This window comes from Rhodococcus sp. 66b, from assembly GCF_002076325.1.
Taxonomy (GTDB): domain Bacteria; phylum Actinomycetota; class Actinomycetes; order Mycobacteriales; family Mycobacteriaceae; genus Rhodococcus_F; species Rhodococcus_F erythropolis.
Genome location: NZ_MUZB01000017.1, coordinates 1 through 23,514, shown reverse-complemented (window position 1 = coordinate 23,514; position 23,514 = coordinate 1). Strand labels below are relative to the sequence as shown.

The window sequence follows — 23,514 nt, the reverse complement described above, 5'->3', positions numbered from 1 at the left end:
TTGAGCATGACTGCCAATCGATACACCGGAAAAGTTGCCTTCATCACCGGAGCAGCCCGCGGTCAGGGGCGGGCGGAAGCTGTCCGGCTGGCAGAAGAGGGCGCAGACATCATCGCCGTCGACGCGTGTGTTCAATTCGAATCCACGTCTTACGCCGGCGCCACCGAAGACGACCTGGCCGAGACAGTCGAACTGGTCAAGGCTCTGGACCGACGAATTGTCGCTACCAAGACCGACGTCCGCGACTTCTCTGCGCTGTCCGCGGCGCTCGATGCCGGCATCGACGAACTGGGGCGCCTCGACGTCGTCGTCGCGAACGCCGGAATCTGTTCTGCCAACATGTCCTGGGAAATCACGCCCGAGCAGTGGCAGGAAACGCTCGACGTCAACCTGACCGGAGTCTTTCACACCGCCAAGGCAGCGATCCCGCACCTGATCAAGCAAGGCACCGGTGGCTCGATCATCTTCACCAGCTCCGTCGCCGGCCTGCGTGGGCTCCCCTTCCTCGGCCACTACGTCGCGAGCAAACACGGCATCACCGGTCTGGCCAAGACGATGGCCTCGGAATTGGGGCAGTACAACATTCGGGTCAACACCATCCACCCGCACGGCGTGGAAACCGGAATGCAGATGACGGACATGCGGCCGCTCATCGACGCCAACGCTCACACCCTCGGTCCGATCTTCATGCAGACCTTGCCAGACCCGGTCAGCCAGCCGGAGGACATCGCCGCAGCCGTCGCGTTCCTCGGTTCCGACGAGGCCCATCACATCACCGGCATCGCGATGCCGCTCGATCTGGGCACCCTGATCCGCTGATCGAATCTTCTCGAGTTTTTCCCGTCCTCGGGGAATATCGCTTCCCCGAGGACGGTTGCGCGAGACATGACCAAAACTGTTGTAGCGCAGACGTACGGCACGCCCGAGGTCCTGGAGCTGGTGGACATCGATTTACCGGCACCGAAATCAGGCGAAGTCCTGGTCGACGTGAAGGCGATCGGCGTCAATCCCTTCGACTTCAAGCTCTACAGCGGTGCTTTCGGCACTGATCCCGAGAAACTTCCGATCCGCCTCGGCGGCGAGGCAGCGGGCGTCGTCTCGGCGGTCGGCGACGGCGTTACCGGTGTTGCAGTCGGAGACGAAGTTATCGTCAGCCCCGGCAACGGTCTTTACGCCGAACAGGTAGTCGTTCCGGTCTCCTCGATCACCGCGAAGCCCGCCGGCATCAGCTGGGAACAGGCGGCCGGACTCCTTCTCGTCGGCGGAACTGCAGTCGACGCCCTCGACACCATTCGCGTCGGCTCCGGGGACACCGTCCTCATCCACGGCGCGTCCGGTGGCGTCGGCGCTATTGCGGTTCAGCTCGCCGCAGCACGCGGTGCCACCGTGATCGGCACTGCGGGAGCATCGAATCAGGACTACGTGCGCTCGCTCGGCGCCACGCCGGTGCTCTACGGCGACGGCCTCGAAGCCCGCGTTCGTGAACTCGCACCGAACGGTGTCGACGCCGCTTTCGACACCGCCGGAACTGACGAAGCCGTCGATACATCTCTGACATTGGTCGCCGACAAGAGCCGTATCGTCACCATCGTCGCGTTCGGACGCGCCCAGACCGACGGCTTCGAGTCTGTCGGCGGAGGCAATCCGGCAAGTGCCGAAGCACGTTTGAAGGCTCGCTCCGAACTGGTCGAACAAGCCGGGTCCGGACACCTCACCGTGAAGATCGCCAAGACCTTCCCGCTCGCAGACGTCGCACTCGCTCACACCGAGTTGCAGAGTTCTCATCCCGCCGGGAAGTTCATCCTCATTCCCTGAGGTTCCCTAAGCCTGAACGGCGAGTGGAACCAAGAGGGTAGTGCCGAACGCGACGAGCACGGATTCGCCTTCGCGTTCGGCATGTACCTCGGCAGTGACGAACACCTGCTTGCGCCCAGCCTTGACCGAGCGTGCCGTGGCGACGAATGCCGTTCCTACTCCCGGGCTCACGAAATTGACCGCGCAGTTGGACGCCGCCACGACACCAACCTGTGTAAAGGCAGCAAATCCGCACGCAGTGTCGATAAGTCCCGCCACAAGCGCAGCGTGCAAGTGTCCCGAGTACTGGCCGAGATCCTCACGCCATTCGAGCCGCAGGCAGACACGGCCTGGTTCGGCCTCCGTCACTTCGAATCCGGCCCACCGGTTGAAGGCCGCCGAGGCGTTGACTGCGCGCAACTGTTCCAGCATTTCCGAATTTTCCATGTAGACCAGTCTACATAGATTGTGGTGGATCGCTGGGGTGTTTAAGCTCCAACTCGTGGCGACTCCCCCGAAACACCGCGAAGCACTGGTACGAGCTGCAGCCGATCTGTTTCGCCGCCAGGGGTATGCGGCTACGGGGCTCAACGAGATCCTCAAGTCGAGTGGCGCCCCGAAAGGTTCGCTCTACCACTACTTTCCCGGCGGCAAAGAGCAGATCGGCGAAGAGGTCGTCCGCGTCGGCGGGCAGTTGGTCACCGACACTCTGACCGAACTCGCCGACAACCACCCAGACGCCGGAGCACTGCTGCGCGAGTATGCGCGGCTGCTCGCTGGATGGGTGAGCGATTCGGACTTCCACGAAGGCTCGCCGATCACGACGGTGTTGTTGGAACTTGCCCCCGATTCGGAGAGCGTGACAGCCGCAGGGCAGGCGGTCTACCGACAGTGGACTTCACTACTGCGCGACTCACTGATCGAGTCCGGTGTCGCACGCACTCGAGCGGAACGGCTTGCCGTCCTGGCAGTGTCCGCACTCGAGGGTTCGCTGGTGCGGGCTCGCGTCGAACGATCAGGTCAACCGATCCTCGATTCCCTCGGCGAGGTCGCCGACGTGTTCGCCGGAGCAATCGCTGCGGCAGCCGTGCACTGAGCCGACACACCCTGAGCGAACGGCACTCTCGGTCTCATGAAGGCGCCGAAAGGTACGTTCGCTCGGAATCGGACGGTGGGCCTGCCGGCTTCCCGCCACCACCCCGAGTGCCACCGCGGGCCGCGCCGATCCCCGCGACGACGACGCATGCGATACCTGCCACCGCCAGAAAACTCGGAACCTGTTGCAGCACAACAAGACCGATGAGCTGCGCGAAAGCGGGCTCGAGACTCATCAGCGTGCCGAATGCTGCCGTCGACAGCCGCCGCAGTGAGACCATCTCCAGAACGAACGGCACGACGGGCAGCAAGATCGCAAGTCCGAGGCCCACGAGAACCAGGTGCGGGGTCAGCCGCCCAATGGCCGAGTGGCCCACGGCAATTGTCGCGGCCAACCCGGCAACCGCCATCGACACCGCCAGCCCGTTGATACCGGCAACCTCGTCGCCGACCCGCTGGGTGAGCAGTATGTACATCGCCCAGCAGAGCGCCGCGCCAAGTGCGTACGCCACACCGACCAGATCGACTGTCCCTGCCCACGGTTCAGTGAGAAGGACTACGCCCACGCCTGCCAGAACCGGCCACAGAACGCGGCCACGCCCCCGGAGCAAAGCAACCGTCAGCGGACCCAAGAACTCCAGCGCGCTTGCCGTTCCCAGAGGAAGACGCTCGACGGCCGCCATGAACAACAGCGTCATGCCGGCGGTGACCACACCCAGGACCACGCAGGCCAGAAACGCTTTGCGAGTGAACGCGGAGGGACGGGGCCTGACGATGATCAGAAGAATGATGCCCGCCCAGGCGAGACGTATCCACGCTGCTCCGTCTGCTCCGAGCTGATCGATCAGACCCACCGACACGGCGAGCCCGAGCTGCACGCACAACATCGCCAGAACAGCCAGGCCCACTCCGGCCCGCGCTTTCGTATCCATAGCTGAATTGAACGGGACGCCAACCGTTCGTGTCCACGCGATTTTGACCTACATTATGTTCACGATTAGTGAATGATCGAACGATGGAAACCCGTCGACTCCATCTCCTCCTCGAACTCTCCCGCTTGGGTTCCATGCGCGCGGTCGCCGAAGCTCACAACCTCACGACATCGACAGTGTCCCAACAGCTCGCGGCTTTGACCGCGGAAACCGGTACTGCATTGATCGAACCGGAAGGCCGACGCGTTCGCCTCACACCTGCCGGTCAACGACTCGCCGATCATGCCGTCACCATCCTGGCAGCCGTGGATGCAGCTCGCCTGGACCTCGATCCGACCGCCGAACCGGAGGGGACACTGAGAGTCGGCGGATTCGCTACTGCCGTCAGAACCGCGATGCTCCCCGTCGCCCTGAGCCTGCAACACAGCCATCCACAGGTAGACGTGGTGATCTGCGAGTACGAACCGGCCGAGGCTTTTGCCCTACTCGAACGAGACGACCTGGACCTCGCGCTGACGTACGACTACAACCTCGCCCCCGCATCCCCGAGCTCGTTACTCGAAGCACTACCGCTCTGGTCGACGCCGTGGGGATTATGCGTTCCCGACAACGCCCACACACCCGACGAGTCCACGAAATCCGGGATCGATCTCCGTGCCTTCGCAGACACACCATGGATAGTGAACTCGCGAAATACAGCCGACGAGCGGGCCGTGCGAACCCTCGCGTCACTGGCTGGATTCACCCCTCGGATCACTCACCAGATCGACAGTCTCGACTTGGTCGAACTCTTGATCCTCAGTGGTTACGGCGTGGGGCTGATGCCACTCGAACGCAAGACCCGCGAAGGCGTACGCGTCATGCCGCTGACCGATCCGCCTGTCATCCTCACCGCCTATGCGGTGACGCGTCGCGGCCGATCGTCGTGGCCGCCGCTTCGGCTCGTGCTGGACCGTCTCACGGCCTACCGATAACTCAAATCCGATCAGCGTCGCCGTCGCGGCGCTGCTGCTTGGCAATTCGACGCTGCTCTTCCGCCCGCTCGCGGCACTGACGCAAGAATGCTTCGTCCGCCGCCGGATCCTGCGCAACGGCGCGTCCCGGACGCTCGTATTCGCCGTAACCGGTTGGGCCGACGTAACCGCGGGGCGCGTTCTGTCCGCGCCCGACCACCAGCCACAGAACGGACCCCAAGGTGGGAAGGAAGATGATGATCAGAATCCAGACGACCTTGGGTAGGTACTGGATGTAGGCGTCATCTCTCGTGATGGCGTCGACGATGCAGAAAATCCACAGCAACATCGTGATGAGGCCGAACAAGGCATAGGGCACGCTGGCGATTCCTCCCGAGAATAAAAAACCCTCGCCATGCTAACGAAAACAGACCGATTAGTACATTAGATTCTGGCGAATGTTGAACTCGAGCCATCCTCGGTATGCATCGACATCCCATCCACTGACCCGACGCAATTGCTGATGAAGCTGAGGCGAGACGAAAGCGGCAAGTATGCCCGCGGCTTTCTCGAGCGAAATCTCGGGCCTCAACAATCCGTGCTCGGACAGACCCTCGGCTATCGACATCGCATTGACGGCCGACTGATCCGACGATTCCTCGGACAGTCGCCGCATGTCGGCATCCGCACCTGACGATTCGACCGCGACCATCATCAGAGCGCCGGCACGTTCGAGCAGTCCGATGCCCTGTGCCACGATCTGGGAGACGATCCGGCGAACGTCATCGGGGTCCGAGGCCAGGTTCGGCGCGCCGAGTGGAACCTCGTCGGCATCGAGCGCCGCGGCGAGGGCCGCTTCGAAGATCTCGAGCTTCCCGCCCGGGAAGGCTGTGAACACCGTCCGATTGGCGACGCCGGCCGAGTCGGCAATCTGTTTGACGGTGGCACTGACGTATCCGTCTCGGACAAACAAGGTCGTCGCCGCATCACGAATGAGTTCACGCGTTCGCTGTGCGGAAGCTTCACGCACGCGGGAGTGGTACTGGCGTCTGCCCTCCATTGCGCACACTTTAGCCGCATTCGATGCAACGGCCATGCAGGGAAAGAATCGTGCAGTTCAGGAGCCTTTTCCGGGGTGATCTATCCAGCCGTCGCTACCGGGAAACACCAACGCCTCGTGCCCGTTGTCGTACCTGACCAGATAGGGCGGCCCTCCGTCCTCCCCGTGGACTTCAAGGACCTCGGCAGTTACCTCCGCCTGCCCAACCACGCGTCCCTGGACATGGAGACGGTCACCCACTTCGGCATGCATCACTCCTCCTCGCTGCCCGCTCGCGCGGGCGCAGACCAACCACTGACGTTGTTCCCGCGATACCGACTTGGAAACCCTGGGCGGTTTGCCGTCGTGAGGAATCGCATATTCACCGAAGGTGACAGCGAGGGGTGAACAGTGGTTCACTCATGGGTGAATTCCCGTTCACCACCGCCGCGTGAAGGACCGTCTCTTGGCATTGCACTCGTCTCCGACCACTCGCCGTTCAAGTCGGCTCATCACCGCAATTCTCTGCCTTTCCGGCACCGTGGTCGCGCTGCAGCAAACGATGGTCATTCCGTTGTTGCCAGATTTCCCGAAAATCCTCGGTGTCAGCGCGGACGACGCCTCCTGGCTCGTCACCGTCACACTCCTCACGAGCGCCGTCGCCACTCCGATCGTCTCCCGCCTGGCGGACATGTTCGGAAAACGACGCATGATGCTGATCTCGATGACGATGATCGTGGTCGGATCACTGGTCGCGGCGATCGGCGGCAACTTTGTCGCCCTGCTGATCGGACGTGGCCTCCAGGGCTTCGCGATCTCGATGATCCCCGTCGGAATCAGCATCATGCGCGACGAACTGCCCAAGGAGAAGGTGGCGTCGGCAACAGCGTTGATGAGTGCCACTCTCGGAATCGGCAGCGCACTCGGGCTCCCCCTGTCCGGGTTGATCTTCGAGCATCTAGGCTGGCCCGCCATCTTCTGGCTCTCGGCGATCGTAGGCGTCCTGCTGATCATCGCGGTAGCCGCCGTCGTCCCGGAATCGAGTGTTCGCACCCGCGGCAAATTCGACTTCCTCGGCGCGGTCATGCTCTCGACAGCACTCACGGCGATCCTCCTCGCCATCTCCAAAGGCGCCCGTTGGGGATGGACGAGCGAACTGACATTGCTCATGTTCGTCATCGGAATCGTGACGCTCGCACTGTGGTTCCCGTACGAACTTCGCGTCACCCAGCCGATGGTCGACTTGCGAACGTCGGCCAAGCGGCCCGTTCTCCTGACCAACGTCGCCTCGATCCTCGTCGGCTTCTCGATGTATGCGAACAACCTCTCCACCACTCAACAACTCCAGATGCCGAAGATCTCCGGCTACGGCTTCGAACTGGGAGTGATGGCGGCCGGACTGTGCATGATTCCGGCAGGCCTCGCGATGGTCTTCTTCGCTCCCGTCTCCGCGAACATCACGAAACGATTCGGAGCCAAGATCACCCTGATCGTCGGCGGCACTGTGCTCGCGCTCGCCTACATCGCGCGCGTGTTCCTGACCGGCTCGATAGCACTGATCATCATCAGCGCGGCGGTGGTCAGCATCGGAACTGCAATCGCCTACTCCGCGATGCCGATGCTGATCATGCGATCGGTTCCGATCACCGAAACCGCGTCGGCAAACGGCCTCAATTCGCTGCTCCGCTCAGTCGGTACGTCCACATCCAGTGCAGTGGTTGCCGCCATGCTCACCTCGATGGTCATCCCGTCCGGGCCGGGCGAGGGCCTTCCGTCGATCGACGCCTTCAAGAACATCTTCTGGCTGGCCGCCCTCGCCGCCGTGGCTGCTGCCGCTGCCGCTGCGTTCATTCCTCGCCGCGGCGCAAAACCGGAAACGGCGCTTCGCCCGGTGACCCCGGAAGGGTTCGAGCTTCCCGATGCCGCCGTGTCCGAAACGGAAATTGTGGTTGCCGGTCGTGTGGTCCGAGCCGACAGCCGACCGATCCGGCAGGCTGTTGTCACCGTGATGGATATGGAGGGGCGACCGATCGACTGGAGTCGCGCCGACAACGAGGGCAACTTCTCCCTCGCACTACCCCGGCCCGGACGGTATTTGGTAGTGACGAGTGCCGACGGCTGGTCCCCTCGGTCGCAGGTGATCGCTTTCGACAGCGCGCAATCGACGCACACCGTCGAACTCGGTGACCGCCTCACCATCTCCGGCAAGGTCGGAGTCGACGGCCGAACAACCTCGGGAACCGTCGTCACACTCACGAAACCGACCGGCGAATTCGTCGCATCCACCGTCACCGACGGAACCGGGCACTACGGAATCGCACTCCCGACATCCGGCCGGTACATCCTGACCGCGCTGACCGAGAGTGGACACGGCACATTGGCTCGTCAGATAGCGGTCATCGCGCAGTCCACCGTCGTCGACTTCGACGTACCCGTCGATGCCGAGCCGTTGACGACAGTATGAGCAACCAAACGCATGGCGATCGGGTACCGAGGCGAGCGGCATGAGCAGCGGTGAAGCCAGCATCCTCACAGCAGCAAAAGCCTTGTTCGCGGAACGAGGTTACGCATCGACGACCATCAAGGACATCGCGGTCGCGGCCGGTTACTCCCCTGCCCTGGTCATGAAGATCTACGGCAGCAAAGCTCGGTTGTATTCGGCTGCGATCCCGTCCGCACCTCCGATGGACGAGGATCCGAATGCCGACGCCACCGGAAACATCGGCTGTCAACTGGTCGAGAAACTTGTCGCTCGTAGAGAATCCGACGAAACCGATCCGTGGGCAATGCTCGCAGTACACGTTCACGAGGCGCCAGATCCGGACGCCGCCCGGGCAGAGATCAAGGAACGATACGTTCACGGGATCGCGCGACGCATCGGCGACACCGAGCCCGGTTTGGTTCGCAGTCAGGTCGTCGTCTCACTGTTGCTCGGACTTGCCACCGGCATGCGGACGCTCGAACTCCTCGGTGAGGATTCGTTGTCGTCGAAGGACCTGATCCGGCGCTACGGAAGTCTGATTCAAACAGTCGTCGACGAAATCGAACCGGTATCCGAGCACGAATCGGACATCAGTGGCACGGTGGAGGAATGACTACCTACCGATACCTCGACGAAGATCGAAACCTCCTCGAAGAGAAAGATTTCGAAACCGAGCAGGACGCACAGGAATACCGACTCTCGGTCCTCGGTGCCGAACACATCGAGCCCGCGGGCGAATGATCCTCTCGATTCCCCGATCGGTCAGGGAGACTTCGCGGCAGTGGTGAGTTCAGCGATCAAGGCTTGAACGCGACGCTCGATTTCGTCACGGATCGGGCGAACCGCTTCGAGGCCCTGTCCCGCCGGATCGTCGAGAACCCAGTCTCGGTAGCTCTTGCCGGGGAAGATCGGGCACGTGTCGCCGCAGCCCATGGTGATGACGACATCCGAATCCTGGACGGCGTCAACGGTGAGGATCTTCGGAGACCGAGCTGAGATATCGATACCGCGCTCTGCCATCGCCTCGACCGCTGCCGAATTGACGGTCTCGGCGGGTGCGGATCCGGCGGAACGGACCTCGATGGCGTCGCCTGCGAGATGGCTCAGGAATCCCGCGGCCATCTGAGATCGGCCGGCATTGTGGACGCAGACGAACAACACCGATGGTTTGCTCATGACCTCGCTCTTTCTCGACTGGATGAAACCTCTTCGACTGCAAAGCGTTTGCGTAGAGCAAGGGAGACATAGACCAGCCCGACGAGCACCGGTACCTCGATCAGCGGGCCGACAACACCGGCAAGAGCTTGCCCCGAGGTGGCGCCGTAGGTGGCGATGGCTACCGCGATCGCGAGTTCGAAGTTGTTGCCCGCGGCGGTGAACGCCAGGGTCGTCGTGCGTTCATAGCCCAATCCGATTGCGGCGCCGAGGATGTAGCCTCCGCCCCACATGAGCGCGAAGTACGCGAGCAAGGGCAGCGCGATCCGGACGACATCCCAAGGCTGGGAGGTGATCTGTTCGCCCTGCATCGAGAAGAGCACGACGATGGTGAACAGCAGACCGTAGAGCGCCCAGGGGCTGATCTTGGGGATGAACTTGTTGTCGTACCAGTCGCGGCCTTTGGCGCGTTCACCGAAGAAGCGGGACAGAAAACCTGCCAGCAGCGGGATACCGAGGAAGATCAGGACCGATTTCGCGATCTGCCAGGGCGAGGTGTCGATGGTGGTCTGTTCGAGGCCGAGCCACCCGGGCAGGACCGAGAGGTAGAACCAACCGAGCACGGCGAACATGATCACCTGGAACACCGAATTGATGGCGACCAGCACCGCGGCGGCTTCGCGGTCTCCGCAGGCCAGGTCGTTCCAGATGATCACCATCGCGATGCAGCGAGCGAGACCGACGATGATCAAACCGGTTCGGTACTCCGGCAGGTCAGGCAGAAACAGCCAGGCGAGGGCGAACATCAGCGCCGGGCCGAGAACCCAGTTCAGGAACAGGGAGCCTGCGAGGAGTTTCTTGTCCCCGGTGACAGTGTCGAGGCGGTCGTAGCGGACCTTCGCCAGGACCGGGTACATCATGATCAGCAGGCCGAGGGCGATCGGCAACGAGATGCCGTCGATCTGCACCTTGTCCAGGGCAGTGTTCACACCGGGGATCCAGCGTCCAACCAGCAGGCCGACGACCATGGCCACGCCGATCCAGACCGCAAGATAGCGGTCGAGGGTGGAGAGTTTTCCGACGACTTCGGGGTGTTCGGTGGTGGCAGCGGTGTTGCTCATGCGGTGACCTCTGCGCACGCGTCCGCGACACTCACGCTCGTACCTTCAACCAGTAGAACGGCGGAAAGCTGTTGCAGTGCAGTAGGAATCACCCAGTAGTACACCCAGGTCCCGCGACGTTCACAGTCGAGCAGCCCGGCCTGGCGCAACACCTTGAGATGATGCGAGATCGTCGGCTGAGACAGATCGAACGAGTCGGAGATGTCGCAGACGCAGGCTTCACCACCCTCGTGACTTGCCACCAAGCTCAGCAAGCGGAGACGAACCGGATCGCCGAGGGCTTTGAACATCCGCGACAAATCGCCGGCCCAATCCTCGGTCAGCGGTTCACGGACGAGCGGGGTGCAGCAAGGCTCGGACTCCGGTGACTCTTGATTCGACATTCTTCGATATTGACAGATATCGAATCAACGCGCAATCGAGTGCCCGGTCGGCCGGATCCCGGACTCACCCCTCGGCGGTCACCGCACGTCGTTCGAGCAGAACGGTGTCACGCCACACACCGTCAAGCTGGGCAATCCTCTCGCGGAGACCGATAGTTCTGAACCCGGCCGAATGATGCAGCGAGATGGAGGCGCGATTCTCGGGAAATATCGACGTCTGCAGTGTCCAGAGGTCGTCGACATCAGCGGCCATGACTTGCTTGCGCAACAACGCCTTTCCGACACCCCGACCACGCATTCCGCCCGCGACGTACACGGAGTTTTCCGCCACCCCGCGGTAGCAGTCACGCTCGGAAACTGGACTCAACGCAGCCCAACCGACAACAACACCCTCGATAGTCGCGACCCACCGATGCTTCGACAGCCACCGTTCGTGGAGATGCTCACGCGAGGGGACCTCAGTAGCAAAGGTGGCATTTCGGGTGTCGATACCCTCGCCGTAAATACGGCGAACCGCATCCCAGTCGTCGTCGATCATGGCCCGGACAGAGACATCGTCGGGCAGATCACTCGGGCAGCAAGGACGCAGAGCAAGGACTCCCATCACCACGTCCGCCGCCTGCGGCAAGGCAACGCAACACGTCGGATTCACCGCGACGACCGTGCTCGTCCCCTCCTTACGCATGGTCACAAAACCCACATCGGCGAGCTTGCGCAGGTGGTGCGACACCGTCGGTTGTCCGATCCCCAACGCCGCGGCGAGCGCGCCGACGGTAATACCACTGACCGCGCTCGCCACCCGGTGAAGCAATCGGACGCGCATCGGCTCGGCAAGGCAGGCGAACCACTGCGCGTAGGTATCGGCATCGCCCTGCGCGAGGACGGAAGAACCAATCTGTTCCGGGTCCGAATCGCCGACGCGCACCGTCGGAGTCTGCAGCGATGTCATCTAACCACTATATCGACAGCTGTCGATGGTTGCCTACATTGATGATTGTCGATACAGTTCCATATAGATCGATAATCGTCGATGAAAGGTACGAGATGAACCCCCTACCCGTTGTCGTGATCGGGGCCGGCCCGATCGGCCTGGCGGCCGCAGCAGAACTGCGCGAACGCGGACTTACACCCCTTGTCTTCGAGTGCGGAAGCACAGCCGGTGCTGCGATCTCCGAGTGGAATCACGTTCGACTGTTCTCCCGGTGGTCAGAACTCGTCTCCCCCGCCGCGAGGCGACTCCTCGAGCAGAATGGATGGCGCTCTCCCGACGCTGAGACGTACCCGACCGGCCGTCAATGGCGCGACCTCTACCTCGGGCCACTCGCCTCAGCACTCGGCGACGCCATCCAGTTCGACACCGAAGTGATCGGCGTAGCCCGACGCGGACGTGACCTCGTCGTCGACGCCGGCCGCGATACCGAACCCCTCTCGATTCATCTGCGCCACCGTGACGGAACTGAGGACCGCGTGTTCGCCCAGGCGGTTGTCGACGCATCCGGCACCTGGGGTACTCCCAACCCGCTCGGCGGTGAAGGTCTTCCCGCCCTCGGCGAGGGCGCTGTGGGCACTGCGATCAGGTACCGGGTTCCTGATCTCGACGATCCGGCGGTGCGTGCACAGTTTGCCGGAAAACACACGGTCATCGCGGGGAGCGGCCACTCTGCGCTGACGGCGATCGTTGCGCTGTCGGGGTTGGCGGAGCAGGCTCCGAGCACCCGCATCATCTGGGCGGTCCGCCGAGGAAACGTCGGCTCAGCGTTCGGTGGCGGCGAAGCTGACGAACTGCCCGCTCGCGGCGCCCTGGGATTGCGCGCAAAGAAGGCCGTCGAGGACGGACTACTGAGAGTGGTCACCGGCTTCCGCACCGCAGAGGTGACAACAACCCCTTCGGGACAACTCGTACTTGCCTCCGATGCCGGTGATCGCATCGAGAACGTGGACAACGTCATAACGCTGACCGGATTCCGCCCCGATCTTTCCTGGCTTTCGGAAATTCGACTCGGCCTCGACCCGGTCTTACAAGCACCGGTCGAGTTGGCTCCACTGATCGACCCGAACGTCCACTCGTGCGGCACGGTGTACCCGCATGGCGCGAAGGAGCTTCGCCATCCGGAGCCAGGCGTGTACTTGGCAGGAATGAAAAGCTACGGCCGGGCACCCACCTTCCTGGCGATGACCGGCTACGAGCAGGTTCGCAGCATCGCCGCCGAACTCGCCGGCGATCACGAAGCGGCAGCCCGGGTCGAGTTGATCCTTCCGGAGACCGGAGTCTGCGGCGGTGCAGGTGTTTTCGACGAAGCTGACGCAGCGGAAGCCGAAGGCGGGGAAGCCGAGGGCGGATGCTGCGGCGCACCCACTCCGAAACTGATCACGTTGTCCGCTCCGTCTGGCAACACCCGCGGCTAGAAACAGTCCATGACGACGGATCCACCCCGCCGGGCTGCCACATCCGACCGAACAAGGCATGCTGATCGTGTGCATACTTTCGAGGTCTGGGCGCCAACGCCGGAATCGGTCCGGGTCGAAGTCGATGGCATCACGCACGACATGGAGCGGACCGACGACGGGTGGTGGCGAGGCGAGGTCGACTGCGACAACGAAGCTCGCTACGGCTTTGTCGTCGACGGTCAAATACTCCCGGATCCGCGGTCACCACGCCAGCCCGAAGGCGTGCATCTCCGCTCCCAACTGCACCAACTCGACGAGTCCTCCTGGACCGACTCTCAGTGGACCGGACGGCAACTCCCGGGATCGTCGGTCTACGAACTGCACATCGGAACGTTCACCCCCGAAGGAACTTTCGACGCCGCGATCGAGCGTCTCGATCAGCTCGTCGACCTCGGTGTCGGGTTCGTCGAGATCATGCCGGTCAACGGTTTCAACGGAACTCACAACTGGGGCTACGACGGTGTGCTCTGGTACACGGTCCACGAGATCTACGGTGGCCCGGACGGGTTACAGCGCTTGGTGAATGCAGCCCACGAACGTGGACTCGGCGTGATCCTGGACGTGGTCTACAACCACCTGGGCCCGTCGGGCAACTACCTCGAAAAGTTCGGCCCCTACATTGCCGATGGCGCGAACACCTGGGGCCGAACGATCAACATCGGAGGCCCGCAGTCGGGCGAGGTTCGCGAATACATCATCGGGAATGCCCTGCGATGGATGCGTGATTTCCACATCGACGGCCTACGCCTCGACGCCGTCCACGCGTTGGTCGATCACACCGGAACGCACATCCTCGAGGAACTCGCCGTCCGAACGGAAACACTGTCGGCCCATCTGGGCCGACCGCTCACGTTGATTGCCGAAAGTGATCTCAACGACGCCACTCTGATCACGCCACGAGCGGCGGGCGGGTTCGGCTTGGACGCGCAGTGGGACGACGACATCCACCACACCATTCACACAGCCGTCTCCGGCGAACGTCAGGGTTATTACGCCGACTTCGGATCCTTGGAATCCCTTGCAAGTACATTGCGGCGCGGGTTCTTCCACGCCGGAACGTATTCCTCGTTCCGTGGGCGGGTTCACGGCCGGCCGATCGACATCACGCACCAGCCCGCCAGCGCTCTGCTCGCATACACGTGCACCCACGATCAGATCGGTAACCGAGCGATCGGCGACCGCCCGAGCGCCTATCTGACGCCAGGACAATTGGCGATCAAGGCAGCACTGGTCCTGCTCTCGCCGTACACGCCGATGCTGTTCATGGGCGAAGAATGGGGAGCCACCACTCCGTTCCAGTTCTTCACCTCGCATCCGGAACGGGAACTCGGCGAGGCGACCGCCAAAGGCCGTAAGGCGGAGTTCGCGGCACACGGCTGGAACAGCGACGACATTCCGGATCCGCAAGATCCACAGACATTTCTGCGGTCCAAACTGGACTGGGACGAGCGAACCGACCAGACACACGCTCGCGTCCTGGCGTGCTATCGCGATCTCCTTGCCCTGCGCAAGAAGCGAATCGAGATCACCGACCCCTGGCTGGGGCACCTGCACGTCGACTACGACGAGGACGACCAGTGGATCACCCTGCGCCGCGGCGCATTACAGATCGTGTGCAATCTGGGAACGGACGCGGCCTCGGTCCCAGCCGGCGGAACCCCCATCCTCTGGTGGGATCCGCCGACACAGGACGAGACCGCGTCCGCAACAGTCGTGCCTGGGCACTCGTTCGTCGTACTCGAAAGCTGACTACCCGGATTCTGCAGGAGCTAGCGCTTCGCGTTCTACCGTTACACGCGTTACCGCTTCGCGTTCTCTGGTGTACTCCGCAGCATCCGCAATACCAATGCGGCACTGACGAACAGAACCAAAGCGGTTGCGCCGGCAGCAACGTGCATACCGTCGACAAACGCCGCCTTCGCGGAATCGGCAAGCACCGAACCGAGTTCACCAGGTAGGTACGTCGCTTCCTGCAGCGCACCGCCGAGGGTGCCCTGCGCAGCGTGCGCCTGATCTGCTTCGAGCATGGACGTGTCGATTCCCTTGCGGAAGATCGCCATCACCACGCTGCCCAGGATCGCCACACCGAGCGCGATACCGAGTTCGTACGCAGTCTCCGACACCGCGGACGCAGCGCCGGCACGCTCGGGTTCCACCGAACTGACCACAAGATCCGACGTCAGGGTCAGTGCGACACCGACACCTGCACCGGCCAGACCGAAGCCGATCACGAACATCAACGGGCCGCTGTCCACCCCGAGGGCGAGCAGCATCGCAGCACCGATACCTGCAACCGCGAGGCCTGCACTGAGCACGTGAGACACCGACCACCGGCGAATCAACCAGGCCGCCGCAACCGCGGTGAATGCGCTGAGCAACATACCCGGGAGCATCAGCAGGCCGGCGTCGAGCGCCGAGTTACCCAGCACCAACTGCAGGTACTGCGAGCCGAAGAACAGGACACCGGCCAGCGCGAAGATCGAGAGCAGGTTGGTGATGACGGCGGTGGAAAACGACGCATTGGCAAACAGTTTCAGATCCAACATCGGATCCTTCAGCATCCGCTGACGACGCACGAACACGTAGCCGGCGGCGAGACCCACAAGGCCGATCACCAGCAACGTGATGCTGACGCCGTGCACCACGGATTCCTTGACCGCGTACACCAACGGCAACATGGTCGCCATCGACAGACCAGCGCTGATGAGGTCGAATCGACCCGGGTTGGGGTCTTTCGACTCCGGGATCAGGATCGGGCCGAGTACAACCAGCGCAATCATGACCGGAATGTTGATCAAGAAGACCGAACCCCACCAGAAGTGCTCGAGCAACCAACCACCGACCAAAGGTCCTGCCGCTGTACCGCCACCGGCCATCGCGCCCCAGACACCGATTGCCTCGGTGCGCTGACGCGGGTTGACGAAGATCGTGCGGATCAGACCGAGGGTGGCCGGCATCAGCGTTGCACCGGAAATACCCTGCAGCACGCGGGCGGCAATGAGCATCTCGGGACTGACAGCGAGAGCGGCGATGATCGAGGCGAGACCGAAGCCGACTGCGCCGATCAGGAGCAGTTTTCTCCTACCGATCCGGTCACCGAGCGTACCCATGGTGATGAGCAGACCGGCGAGCACGAACGAATAGACGTCGATGATCCACAGCAACTGCGTGCTGCTCGGCTCGAGGTCGGCGCTGATGAACGGAAGCGCAAGATCGAGCACCGTGCCGTCGACTGCGATGAGCAACACAGCAAAGGCAAGGACTATCAAGCCCGCCCAGTCACGCTTTGTCGCCCGAACCTCGTCGGGATTGATTGCAGACGTCTGATCTGCCGACACTGACATTGCTCCCCTGCGACTTTCTCTGAGTTCTTTCGAAAAGATTTCACTGAACCGTCCAGCCGGTACAGTAGGTCTACGGTAACAGTGAACCGTCCAAGCGGTAAAGTTATTTCCGGGTAGGGTCACATCACATGGCTGCCGACACTCGCGATCGAATTCTCGACGCACTGGAGAAGCTGCTGCTGGTCAGCGGCGTTGCCCAAGTCACGCTCGAAGGCGTTGCCGCCGAAGCCGGGGTTTCCAAGGGCGGACTTCTCTATCACTTCCCCAGCAAGGAAGCACTCCTCGCGGCGATGGTCCGCAGACTCGGAGAACGCTCGGATCAGCAACTCGAAGACGCCGTAGCAGGCGGTACGACGGTCACCGAGTTCTATCTACAGATCCCCGATGCGAACGAAAGCGAAGAACTCTCACTCTTCCGGTCGATCATCGCGGCACTGAGAACAGTCGACGGACAACACGACGAGATCCAGAAAGCCGTTACCCACGTGATGCGCAGCTGGGACAAAGGCCTTCAGACCGAGATCGCCGATCCCATACAAGCCGAGATCATCCGACTCGTCGGCGACGGTCTGTACTTGGCGGCCATGCTCGGGCTCCCCCAGCCAGATCCCGAATTGCATCGACAGGTGGTCGAGCGACTGCGGCCCTGACCGGGGGCGTCCCTTACGTCAGATAGCGGTACGCCGGGCTTCCCGGCTCGAGCCTCTCGGACTGCATCGGCGCGCGCTCCATCCGCTCGAGCAACGCCGCCAACCCGTCGGCGGAACCGAGTTCGATACCCACCAACGCGGCACCCGTCTCGCGATTGTTTCGCTTGACGTACTCGAACAGCGCGATGTCGTCGTCCGGCCCGAGCACGTCCGAGAGGAAGCGACGGAGCGCTCCCGGTTCCTGCGGAAAGTCCACCAGGAAGTAGTGCTTGAGCCCGAGGTGAACGAGCGAACGCTCGAGGATTTCGCCGTAGCGGGAGACGTCGTTGTTGCCACCGGAAATCAGGCACACGACGGTCGAACCCGGCTCGAACGTCAAATTCTGAAGTGCCGCAACGGAAAGCGCTCCCGCGGGTTCGGCGATGATGCCCTCGCTCTGATACAGCTCGAGCATCGCCGTGCAGATAGCGCCCTCGTCGATCTGATTGACGACAAACGATCCCGAACCGGACCGTGTCTGAAGTTGACGAGCCACGAGCGGCAACGAAGCGTGCGACACCACGGCGGCACCCAGACGTGAGACGACCTCGTAGGGAACATCGCCGATCCTCTTGACCGCTGCCCCGTCGACAAATGGATCGACGTCGGGAAGAGTCACCGGGCCCCCGGCAACGAGAGCGGCCGTCATGGACGCCGCGCCGGACGGCTCGATCCCGACGATCGACGTCTTGGGCGATCGCTCGTGCAGATAGGTGGCTATGCCCGCGATGCAACCGCCGCCGCCGACCGGCACGACGATCGTGTCGAGAGGTGCGTCCAGTTGCGTGAGAATCTCCGCTGCGATGGTTCCTTGCCCCGCAGCGGTGCGCACGTCGTCGAACGGGGGAACCATGGTTGCGCCGGTTTCGGCTACGTCCTCCGCGGCCGCAGCAGCGGCGGCGTCATAGGTCTCACCGATCATGAACAGTTCGACAAACGCTCCACCGTGGGCGCGGATGCGATCACGCTTCTGCTTGGGGGTATTTGCCGGAACGTAGATCCGACCCTTGATCTGCATCGTTCGGCACGCGAAGGCAACACCCTGCGCATGGTTACCGGCACTGGCGGTCACCACGCCGGCCGCGCGCTCGGCCTCGTTGAGCTGAGCGATCAGGTTGTACGCGCCACGAATCTTGTACGAACGAACGCCCTGGAGGTCCTCGCGCTTGAGGTACACGTGCGCGCCGGTCAACGCCGAAAGACGGTCGCTGTACTGCAGGGGTGTCGCCGCAATGACGTGCTGAATTCGCTCGATGGCCGCGTCGATCTCCTGCGCGTCGAGCGCGGGGACGGTGGACTTCGTTACTACGACATCGGGCGAGTTAGACACTCCGCCATTTTCGCACGTCGGGGATCAACCTTCCCACCACCCCGCCCCACATGGTCTGCGAGGCAGGGCGGCGGGTAGGTCAGCCGCGAGGATCCAACTGTGAGGGACGTGGCACGTTCCGCAGGTTCGACTTGGCCATCTGCACAGCCTCGCCGACGCCGCCGTTCATCACCATCTTCGACATCGCCAAAGCGAAGCCCTTCATCTGACCACCGGTGATGGTGGGCGGCAACGACAACGCCAGCGGATCGGTCACCAGATCAACCAAGGCCGGACCGTCGTGATCGAGCGCGGCGCGTAGGCCCGCTTCGATGTCCGCGGGATTCTCGATTCGGCGCGAGAAGATACCGAGCGCAGCAGCAACCGCCGCGTAGTCGACCGCGGGCACGTCGACCCCGAAATCCGGAAGGCCGTCGACCAGCATCTCGAGCTTGACCATTCCGAGCGTCGAGTTGTTGAACACCACGATCTTGACCGGCAACTTGTACATCGCGACGGTGACCAACTCACCGAGCAGCATCGACAATCCACCGTCGCCCGACACCGAGATGACCTGACGCCCCGGACTCGACCATGCCGCACCCATCGCATGTGGGAGCGCATTGGACATGGATCCGTGCAGCGCCGAGGAGATGAAGCGTCTCGATCCGTTCGGATTGAGATAGCGCGCCGTCCACACGTTGCACATCCCGGTGTCGGCGGTGAAGATTGCGTCGTCGGCCGCCAGATCGTCGAGGATCGAGGCCGCATACTCGGGATGAATGGGTGTGCGCTGCTTGACCGGATCCGTGTACGCACCAACCACTTTGGTCATCAAAGTGTTGTGCTTTGCGAGCGTATCCTCCAGGAACCCGCGGTCGGTCTTTCGATCGAGTTGCGGAATCAGTGCGCTCAAGGTGCTCGCGACGTCACCGTGCACCGCCAGGTCCAGGCTGGTTCGACGCCCCAACCGCTCGGCCGCGATGTCGATCTGAGCGGTACGAACGTCATCGGGCAAGAACTGGTCGTAAGGAAAATCCGTACCGATCAGGAGCAGGAGATCGGCGCCGTGGATACCGTCGTGCGCCGCACCGTAACCGAGCAATCCCGTCATCCCGACGTCGTACGGGTTGTCGTACTGGATCCATTCCTTGCCGCGCAGCGAATGCCCGATGGGAGCCCCGACGGTTTCGGCCAGCGCCAACACCTCGGCGCGTGCGTCTCGCACGCCTGCGCCGGCGAAGATCGCAACCTTACGCGAGCCGTTGATCACATCTGCCAACGCCTTGACGTCACCGGCATCCGGAACGACTGTCGGCCTTCGGGTTTCGACGAGCGTCGGCGGGGTGCCTTCTGCCGGACAATCGGCGATGTCCCCGGGAAGCACGATCACCGAGACGCCGTTTCGAGCCACCGAATGCTGAATCGCCGACTGCACCACGCGAGGTGATTGGACTGCCGTGCTGACGAGTTCGGTGTAACTCGAACATTCGATGAAGATCCGCTCGGGATGCGTTTCCTGAAAGTAGCCCATTCCGATCTGGGCACTGGGGATGTGTGAGGCGATCGCGAGGACCGGGGCGCCCGAACGATGAGCGTCGTACAGGCCGTTGATCAGGTGAAGGTTTCCGGGACCGCAGGATCCGGCACACACCGCGAGTTTTCCGGTGATCTGGGCATCCGCTGCGGCCGCAAACGCAGCTGCTTCCTCATGACGGACGTGTATCCAGTCGATTCCGCCCTTTTCGGAACCACCGGTGCGACGTACCGCATCGACGATGGGATTGAGACTGTCACCGACAATTCCGTAGATCCGACTGACACCCGCGTCAACGAGCTGCTGAACCAATTGATCTGCAACGGTTTTCGGACTCATCAGACCTCCATGACACACTCACGGGAGTCGGGATCGCCGACCCCCGCGAGTGACGATTTGCTTGTGGTTTATGCAGTGCTTCTTGTGGACTGCCGTTTCGTGAGGACTGCAGTGCGTTACTTGGGTTCGAGCACGAACACCGGGATCTCACGATCGGTCTTCGTCTGATAATCGGCGTAGTCGGGGTACGCAGCGACAGCGCGCTCCCACCAGATCGCCTTCTCGTCTCCGGTGACTTCACGAGCAACCAGGTCGAAGACCTGCGTCGCGTCACGCAGCGTGACGTGCGGATCGGCTTTGACGTTGTAGTACCAAACCGGATTCTTCGGAGCGCCACCAAGCGAAGCCACAACGGCATACGAGCCGTCGTGCTCGACGCGCATCAGCGGCGTCTTCCTGACCTTGCCGGACTTTGCCCCGACGGTCGTGAGAACGACGACGGGCATGCCGTTCATGTCGTTTCCCTCGGTGCCACCGGAGTTCTCGATGCGTGCGACCTGATCGGCGGCCCACGACGCTGGACTGGGTTCGTACTCACCTGTGATTGGCATGTGTACCAGTGAACACCCACTCGAGCACCTTGGCCACCGAACCACACCGACCAGGTCCGTCGTCGGCACACTCCCCTGGTTGATCGATTAAGTGAGCTGCCGATCAATAAAGTTCGCTTGCCCGAACTCTCATCTCTGGTTACTCTGAAACCACAGCTTCGAACAGCCGTATCGCTAACCAGGCCGCAGCGAGAACAGACTGCACCGAGAAAGGGACGAGATGACTACCGCAGATATCTCCACTCGCGAATCACGCCCCTCGTCCGACCATTTCGTCGATCTGGCCGGGACTCGGTGGCCGCTGTACAAGATCGAAGCTCTCGCGGTCGGTTTTGTGCTGTTCGTGGCCGCCGGAGCTGTCACCCAGTCGATGCAGGTAGCCGTACTGACTGCCGCAACAGCAGCCGTGGTCACCTGGTGGGCGCGTCGCGTGTACTACTCACGCACCACCTGATCACCCCACTCCCCGATCTCCCGCGAACCACGAAGGGACCTTGCTGCTGATGCAGCAAGGTCCCTTCGTTCGGTTCAGATCCGCTCGATCGGCGGTCAGACCGTCAGACAGCTCGGCCCGAGTAATGCCTTCAGGTCGCCCATCAAAGCCGAGGATGGTTCGACCCGAAGGACGTCGTCGACCTTCCACAAGCTGATCTCGGTTCCACCGATCAGCCGAACGTGAACGTCGGATGTTCCGGGGTGCCTCGTCAGCACCTGCTTGAGAGCACTGAGCTTGTCCTTGGTGCATTGCCGAAGCGGCAGCGAGACCGACAGGGGGCGCGCGACCCCGATCGCCGAAATATCAGGCACCGCAAGGTCGTTGCCGATCAGCGACATCCGATCGTCTCGGATCGAAACGCGAGCCTTGACCAACACGATGGCATCCTCGGCGATGTCCATCCCGTACACGGCGTAGGCCTGCGGGAAGAACAGCACCTCGATTCCACCCACGAGGTCTTCGAGCTGCACGATGCACCAGGTCAGACCGTTCTTGTTGACCCGACGGTCCACCGAGGCAATGATTCCGCCGAGAGTTACCTGGGCACCGTCCTGAACGCCGCCTTCGAGTATCGCAGCGATGGACGTGTCGGACTGCTGGCGAAGAATGTGCTCGACTCCGTTGAGCGGATGGCCGGAGACATACAGCCCCAACATTTCTCGTTCGAGTGCCAGGCGATGCTTGGAGTCCCACTCTTCGTCAGGAATCTTGACGTCGAACACCGAGGTGATCGACTCGTCCGCCTCGGCACCGCCGAAGAGGTCGAACTGTCCGATCGCCTCTGCCTTCTTGGTGCTCATCACGGAATCGATGGCGTCGGCATGAACCAACATCAGGCCCTTGCGCGGGTGACCCAACGAGTCGAAGGCACCGGCCTTGATGAGAGATTCGGTGACCTTCTTGTTGCAAGCCATCGCGTCGATCTTGCCGAGATAGTCGGAGAAATCGGTGAACTTCGATTTCTCGGTGCGCGCCTTGATGATCGAGGCAACGACGTTGGCGCCGACGTTGCGCACCGACCCCATACCGAAACGGATGTCGTCGCCGACCGTCGCGAAGTCGACGCGTGACTCGTTGACGTCCGGTGGGAGAACTGTGATGCCCAACTTGCGGCAGTCTGCGAGGTAGATCGCGGACTTGTCCTTGTCGTCACCGACGGAGGTCAGCAGACCTGCCATGTACTCGGCCGGGTAGTTCGCCTTGAGGTACGCAGTCCAGTACGACACGAGTCCGTAGCCGGCGGAGTGCGACTTGTTGAACGCGTACCCGGCGAAGGGAAGGACCGTGTCCCACAGCGCCTTGATGGCGGCTTCGCTGAAGTTGTTGTCCAACATGCCCTGCCGGAAGCCGGCGTAGGCCTTTTCCAGCTCGGACAGCTTCTTCTTACCCATGGCGCGACGCAGCAAGTCGGCCTGACCCAGGGTGTAACCGGCCACCTTCTGCGCCAGTTGCATGATCTGCTCCTGGTAGATGATCAGGCCGTATGTCTCCGAGAGGATCTCCGCGAGCGGCTCCTCCAGCTCGGGGTGAATCGGCTTGACGTCTTCCAAGGCGTTCTTGCGCTTGGCGTACGAGATGTGGGCGTCCACACCCATCGGTCCCGGTCGATACAGCGCCAATGCGGCGACGATGTCGCCGAATCCGGTGGGCTGCATCAGTTTCAGCAACTCGCGCATGCCGCCGCCGTCGAGCTGGAACACACCGAGAGTGTCGCCGCGGGCGAGCAGTTCGTATGTTGCCGCATCGTCCATCGGCAAAGTGTCGAGGTCGAGGTCGATGCCGCGGTTGGCTTTGATGTTCTCGAGCGTGTCGCCGATAACCGTGAGGTTTCGCAGACCGAGGAAGTC

At 62.4% G+C, this 23,514-nt stretch carries 25 protein-coding genes; 11 read left to right on the top strand and 14 right to left on the bottom strand.

Annotated elements, in window-relative coordinates; translation table 11 throughout:
- The first annotated feature begins 6 nt into the window (after window positions 1-6).
- On the top strand, window positions 7-819 hold the full coding sequence (locus B0E55_RS26325) for a mycofactocin-coupled SDR family oxidoreductase (RefSeq protein ID WP_019748832.1): 813 nt from the start codon (window positions 7-9) through the stop codon (window positions 817-819).
- A gap of 66 nt (window positions 820-885) precedes the next feature.
- Window positions 886-1,815, top strand: coding sequence for an NADP-dependent oxidoreductase (locus B0E55_RS26320; RefSeq protein WP_080910796.1), 930 nt, complete (start codon window positions 886-888; stop codon window positions 1,813-1,815).
- 6 nt (window positions 1,816-1,821) lie between these two features.
- Here B0E55_RS26320 and B0E55_RS26315 read toward each other — a convergent pair whose 3' ends face one another.
- The gene (locus B0E55_RS26315; protein ID WP_020908051.1) at window positions 1,822-2,241 is read right to left on the bottom strand and encodes a PaaI family thioesterase; all 420 of its coding nucleotides are present in this window, start codon (window positions 2,239-2,241) and stop codon (window positions 1,822-1,824) included.
- Window positions 2,242-2,296: 55 nt separating this feature from the next.
- Between B0E55_RS26315 and B0E55_RS26310 the strand changes: the two genes are divergently transcribed.
- On the top strand, window positions 2,297-2,890 hold the full coding sequence (locus tag B0E55_RS26310) for a TetR/AcrR family transcriptional regulator (protein ID WP_019748835.1): 594 nt from the start codon (window positions 2,297-2,299) through the stop codon (window positions 2,888-2,890).
- Window positions 2,891-2,924: 34 nt separating this feature from the next.
- Here the strand turns inward: B0E55_RS26310 and B0E55_RS26305 are convergent, their stop codons facing one another.
- On the bottom strand, window positions 2,925-3,821 hold the full coding sequence (locus tag B0E55_RS26305) for an EamA family transporter (RefSeq protein WP_029255538.1): 897 nt from the start codon (window positions 3,819-3,821) through the stop codon (window positions 2,925-2,927).
- A gap of 83 nt (window positions 3,822-3,904) precedes the next feature.
- On the opposite strand from B0E55_RS26305, the gene B0E55_RS26300 reads away from it, so the two are divergent.
- Window positions 3,905-4,795, top strand: a complete 891-nt coding sequence (locus B0E55_RS26300) for a LysR family transcriptional regulator (protein ID WP_029255539.1) — start codon at window positions 3,905-3,907, stop codon at window positions 4,793-4,795.
- A 1-nt stretch (window position 4,796) separates the two neighbouring features.
- Here B0E55_RS26300 and B0E55_RS26295 read toward each other — a convergent pair whose 3' ends face one another.
- From B0E55_RS26295 to B0E55_RS26285, 3 genes are read right to left on the bottom strand one after another with little or no spacing between them, the layout of a single operon-like run.
- The gene (locus B0E55_RS26295; protein WP_019748838.1) at window positions 4,797-5,153 is read right to left on the bottom strand and encodes a PLD nuclease N-terminal domain-containing protein; all 357 of its coding nucleotides are present in this window, start codon (window positions 5,151-5,153) and stop codon (window positions 4,797-4,799) included.
- Between the two features lie 57 nt (window positions 5,154-5,210).
- Window positions 5,211-5,834: a TetR/AcrR family transcriptional regulator gene (locus B0E55_RS26290; protein WP_019748839.1), complete on the bottom strand. Its 624-nt coding sequence runs from the start codon at window positions 5,832-5,834 to the stop codon at window positions 5,211-5,213.
- Between the two features lie 57 nt (window positions 5,835-5,891).
- Complete coding sequence (locus tag B0E55_RS26285) at window positions 5,892-6,086, bottom strand: DUF1918 domain-containing protein (protein WP_003941743.1); 195 nt, start codon at window positions 6,084-6,086, stop codon at window positions 5,892-5,894.
- Between the two features lie 178 nt (window positions 6,087-6,264).
- Between B0E55_RS26285 and B0E55_RS26280 the strand changes: the two genes are divergently transcribed.
- The 3 genes from B0E55_RS26280 to B0E55_RS32500 are packed head-to-tail and all read left to right on the top strand — an operon-like array spanning window position 6,265 to window position 9,036.
- The gene (locus B0E55_RS26280) at window positions 6,265-8,277 is read left to right on the top strand and encodes an MFS transporter (protein WP_024487828.1); all 2,013 of its coding nucleotides are present in this window, start codon (window positions 6,265-6,267) and stop codon (window positions 8,275-8,277) included.
- 40 nt (window positions 8,278-8,317) lie between these two features.
- Complete coding sequence (locus B0E55_RS26275; protein WP_019748842.1) at window positions 8,318-8,908, top strand: TetR/AcrR family transcriptional regulator; 591 nt, start codon at window positions 8,318-8,320, stop codon at window positions 8,906-8,908.
- Window positions 8,905-9,036, top strand: a complete 132-nt coding sequence (locus B0E55_RS32500; protein ID WP_274534462.1) for a hypothetical protein — start codon at window positions 8,905-8,907, stop codon at window positions 9,034-9,036. Before B0E55_RS26275 ends, B0E55_RS32500 begins: the two co-directional genes overlap by 4 nt.
- 21 nt (window positions 9,037-9,057) lie before the next feature.
- Here the strand turns inward: B0E55_RS32500 and B0E55_RS26270 are convergent, their stop codons facing one another.
- The 4 genes from B0E55_RS26270 to B0E55_RS26255 all read right to left on the bottom strand — a co-directional run bounded on the left by B0E55_RS26270 (window position 9,058) and on the right by B0E55_RS26255 (window position 11,903).
- Window positions 9,058-9,471 carry an arsenate reductase ArsC gene (locus B0E55_RS26270; protein ID WP_019748843.1) on the bottom strand — a complete coding sequence of 138 codons (414 nt, stop codon included), beginning with the start codon at window positions 9,469-9,471 and terminating at the stop codon, window positions 9,058-9,060.
- On the bottom strand, window positions 9,468-10,571 hold the full coding sequence (gene arsB, locus B0E55_RS26265) for an ACR3 family arsenite efflux transporter (RefSeq protein WP_003941673.1): 1,104 nt from the start codon (window positions 10,569-10,571) through the stop codon (window positions 9,468-9,470). Before arsB ends, B0E55_RS26270 begins: the two co-directional genes overlap by 4 nt.
- Window positions 10,568-10,954 carry an ArsR/SmtB family transcription factor gene (locus tag B0E55_RS26260; RefSeq protein ID WP_020969839.1) on the bottom strand — a complete coding sequence of 129 codons (387 nt, stop codon included), beginning with the start codon at window positions 10,952-10,954 and terminating at the stop codon, window positions 10,568-10,570. Before B0E55_RS26260 ends, arsB begins: the two co-directional genes overlap by 4 nt.
- A gap of 64 nt (window positions 10,955-11,018) precedes the next feature.
- Entirely contained in the window at window positions 11,019-11,903 is an 885-nt protein-coding gene (locus B0E55_RS26255; RefSeq protein WP_080910795.1) for a helix-turn-helix domain-containing GNAT family N-acetyltransferase, read from the bottom strand.
- 95 nt (window positions 11,904-11,998) lie between these two features.
- Here B0E55_RS26255 and B0E55_RS26250 point away from each other — a divergent pair, with 95 nt between their 5' ends.
- Both B0E55_RS26250 and treZ read left to right on the top strand, forming a co-directional pair.
- Window positions 11,999-13,360: an NAD(P)-binding domain-containing protein gene (locus B0E55_RS26250; RefSeq protein WP_080910794.1), complete on the top strand. Its 1,362-nt coding sequence runs from the start codon at window positions 11,999-12,001 to the stop codon at window positions 13,358-13,360.
- 69 nt (window positions 13,361-13,429) lie between these two features.
- On the top strand, window positions 13,430-15,151 hold the full coding sequence (gene treZ, locus B0E55_RS26245) for a malto-oligosyltrehalose trehalohydrolase (protein WP_080910793.1): 1,722 nt from the start codon (window positions 13,430-13,432) through the stop codon (window positions 15,149-15,151).
- 50 nt (window positions 15,152-15,201) lie between these two features.
- Here the strand turns inward: treZ and B0E55_RS26240 are convergent, their stop codons facing one another.
- Window positions 15,202-16,746, bottom strand: a complete 1,545-nt coding sequence (locus tag B0E55_RS26240) for an MFS transporter (RefSeq protein ID WP_019748849.1) — start codon at window positions 16,744-16,746, stop codon at window positions 15,202-15,204.
- A gap of 128 nt (window positions 16,747-16,874) precedes the next feature.
- Here B0E55_RS26240 and B0E55_RS26235 point away from each other — a divergent pair, with 128 nt between their 5' ends.
- Complete coding sequence (locus tag B0E55_RS26235) at window positions 16,875-17,396, top strand: TetR/AcrR family transcriptional regulator (protein WP_019748850.1); 522 nt, start codon at window positions 16,875-16,877, stop codon at window positions 17,394-17,396.
- Window positions 17,397-17,409: 13 nt separating this feature from the next.
- Here B0E55_RS26235 and ilvA read toward each other — a convergent pair whose 3' ends face one another.
- The 3 genes from ilvA to B0E55_RS26220 all read right to left on the bottom strand — a co-directional run bounded on the left by ilvA (window position 17,410) and on the right by B0E55_RS26220 (window position 21,171).
- Entirely contained in the window at window positions 17,410-18,765 is a 1,356-nt protein-coding gene (gene ilvA / locus B0E55_RS26230) for a threonine ammonia-lyase IlvA (protein WP_019748851.1), read from the bottom strand.
- A gap of 79 nt (window positions 18,766-18,844) precedes the next feature.
- Window positions 18,845-20,620, bottom strand: a complete 1,776-nt coding sequence (locus tag B0E55_RS26225) for a pyruvate dehydrogenase (RefSeq protein WP_020969844.1) — start codon at window positions 20,618-20,620, stop codon at window positions 18,845-18,847.
- 116 nt (window positions 20,621-20,736) lie between these two features.
- Window positions 20,737-21,171 carry a nitroreductase family deazaflavin-dependent oxidoreductase gene (locus B0E55_RS26220; RefSeq protein ID WP_019748853.1) on the bottom strand — a complete coding sequence of 145 codons (435 nt, stop codon included), beginning with the start codon at window positions 21,169-21,171 and terminating at the stop codon, window positions 20,737-20,739.
- Between the two features lie 220 nt (window positions 21,172-21,391).
- On the opposite strand from B0E55_RS26220, the gene B0E55_RS26215 reads away from it, so the two are divergent.
- On the top strand, window positions 21,392-21,625 hold the full coding sequence (locus B0E55_RS26215) for a hypothetical protein (protein ID WP_029255545.1): 234 nt from the start codon (window positions 21,392-21,394) through the stop codon (window positions 21,623-21,625).
- A gap of 95 nt (window positions 21,626-21,720) precedes the next feature.
- Here B0E55_RS26215 and dnaE read toward each other — a convergent pair.
- Window positions 21,721-23,514 (bottom strand): DNA polymerase III subunit alpha (dnaE, locus tag B0E55_RS26210; RefSeq protein ID WP_133053451.1); only part of this gene is annotated, 1,794 nt, incomplete at its 5' end.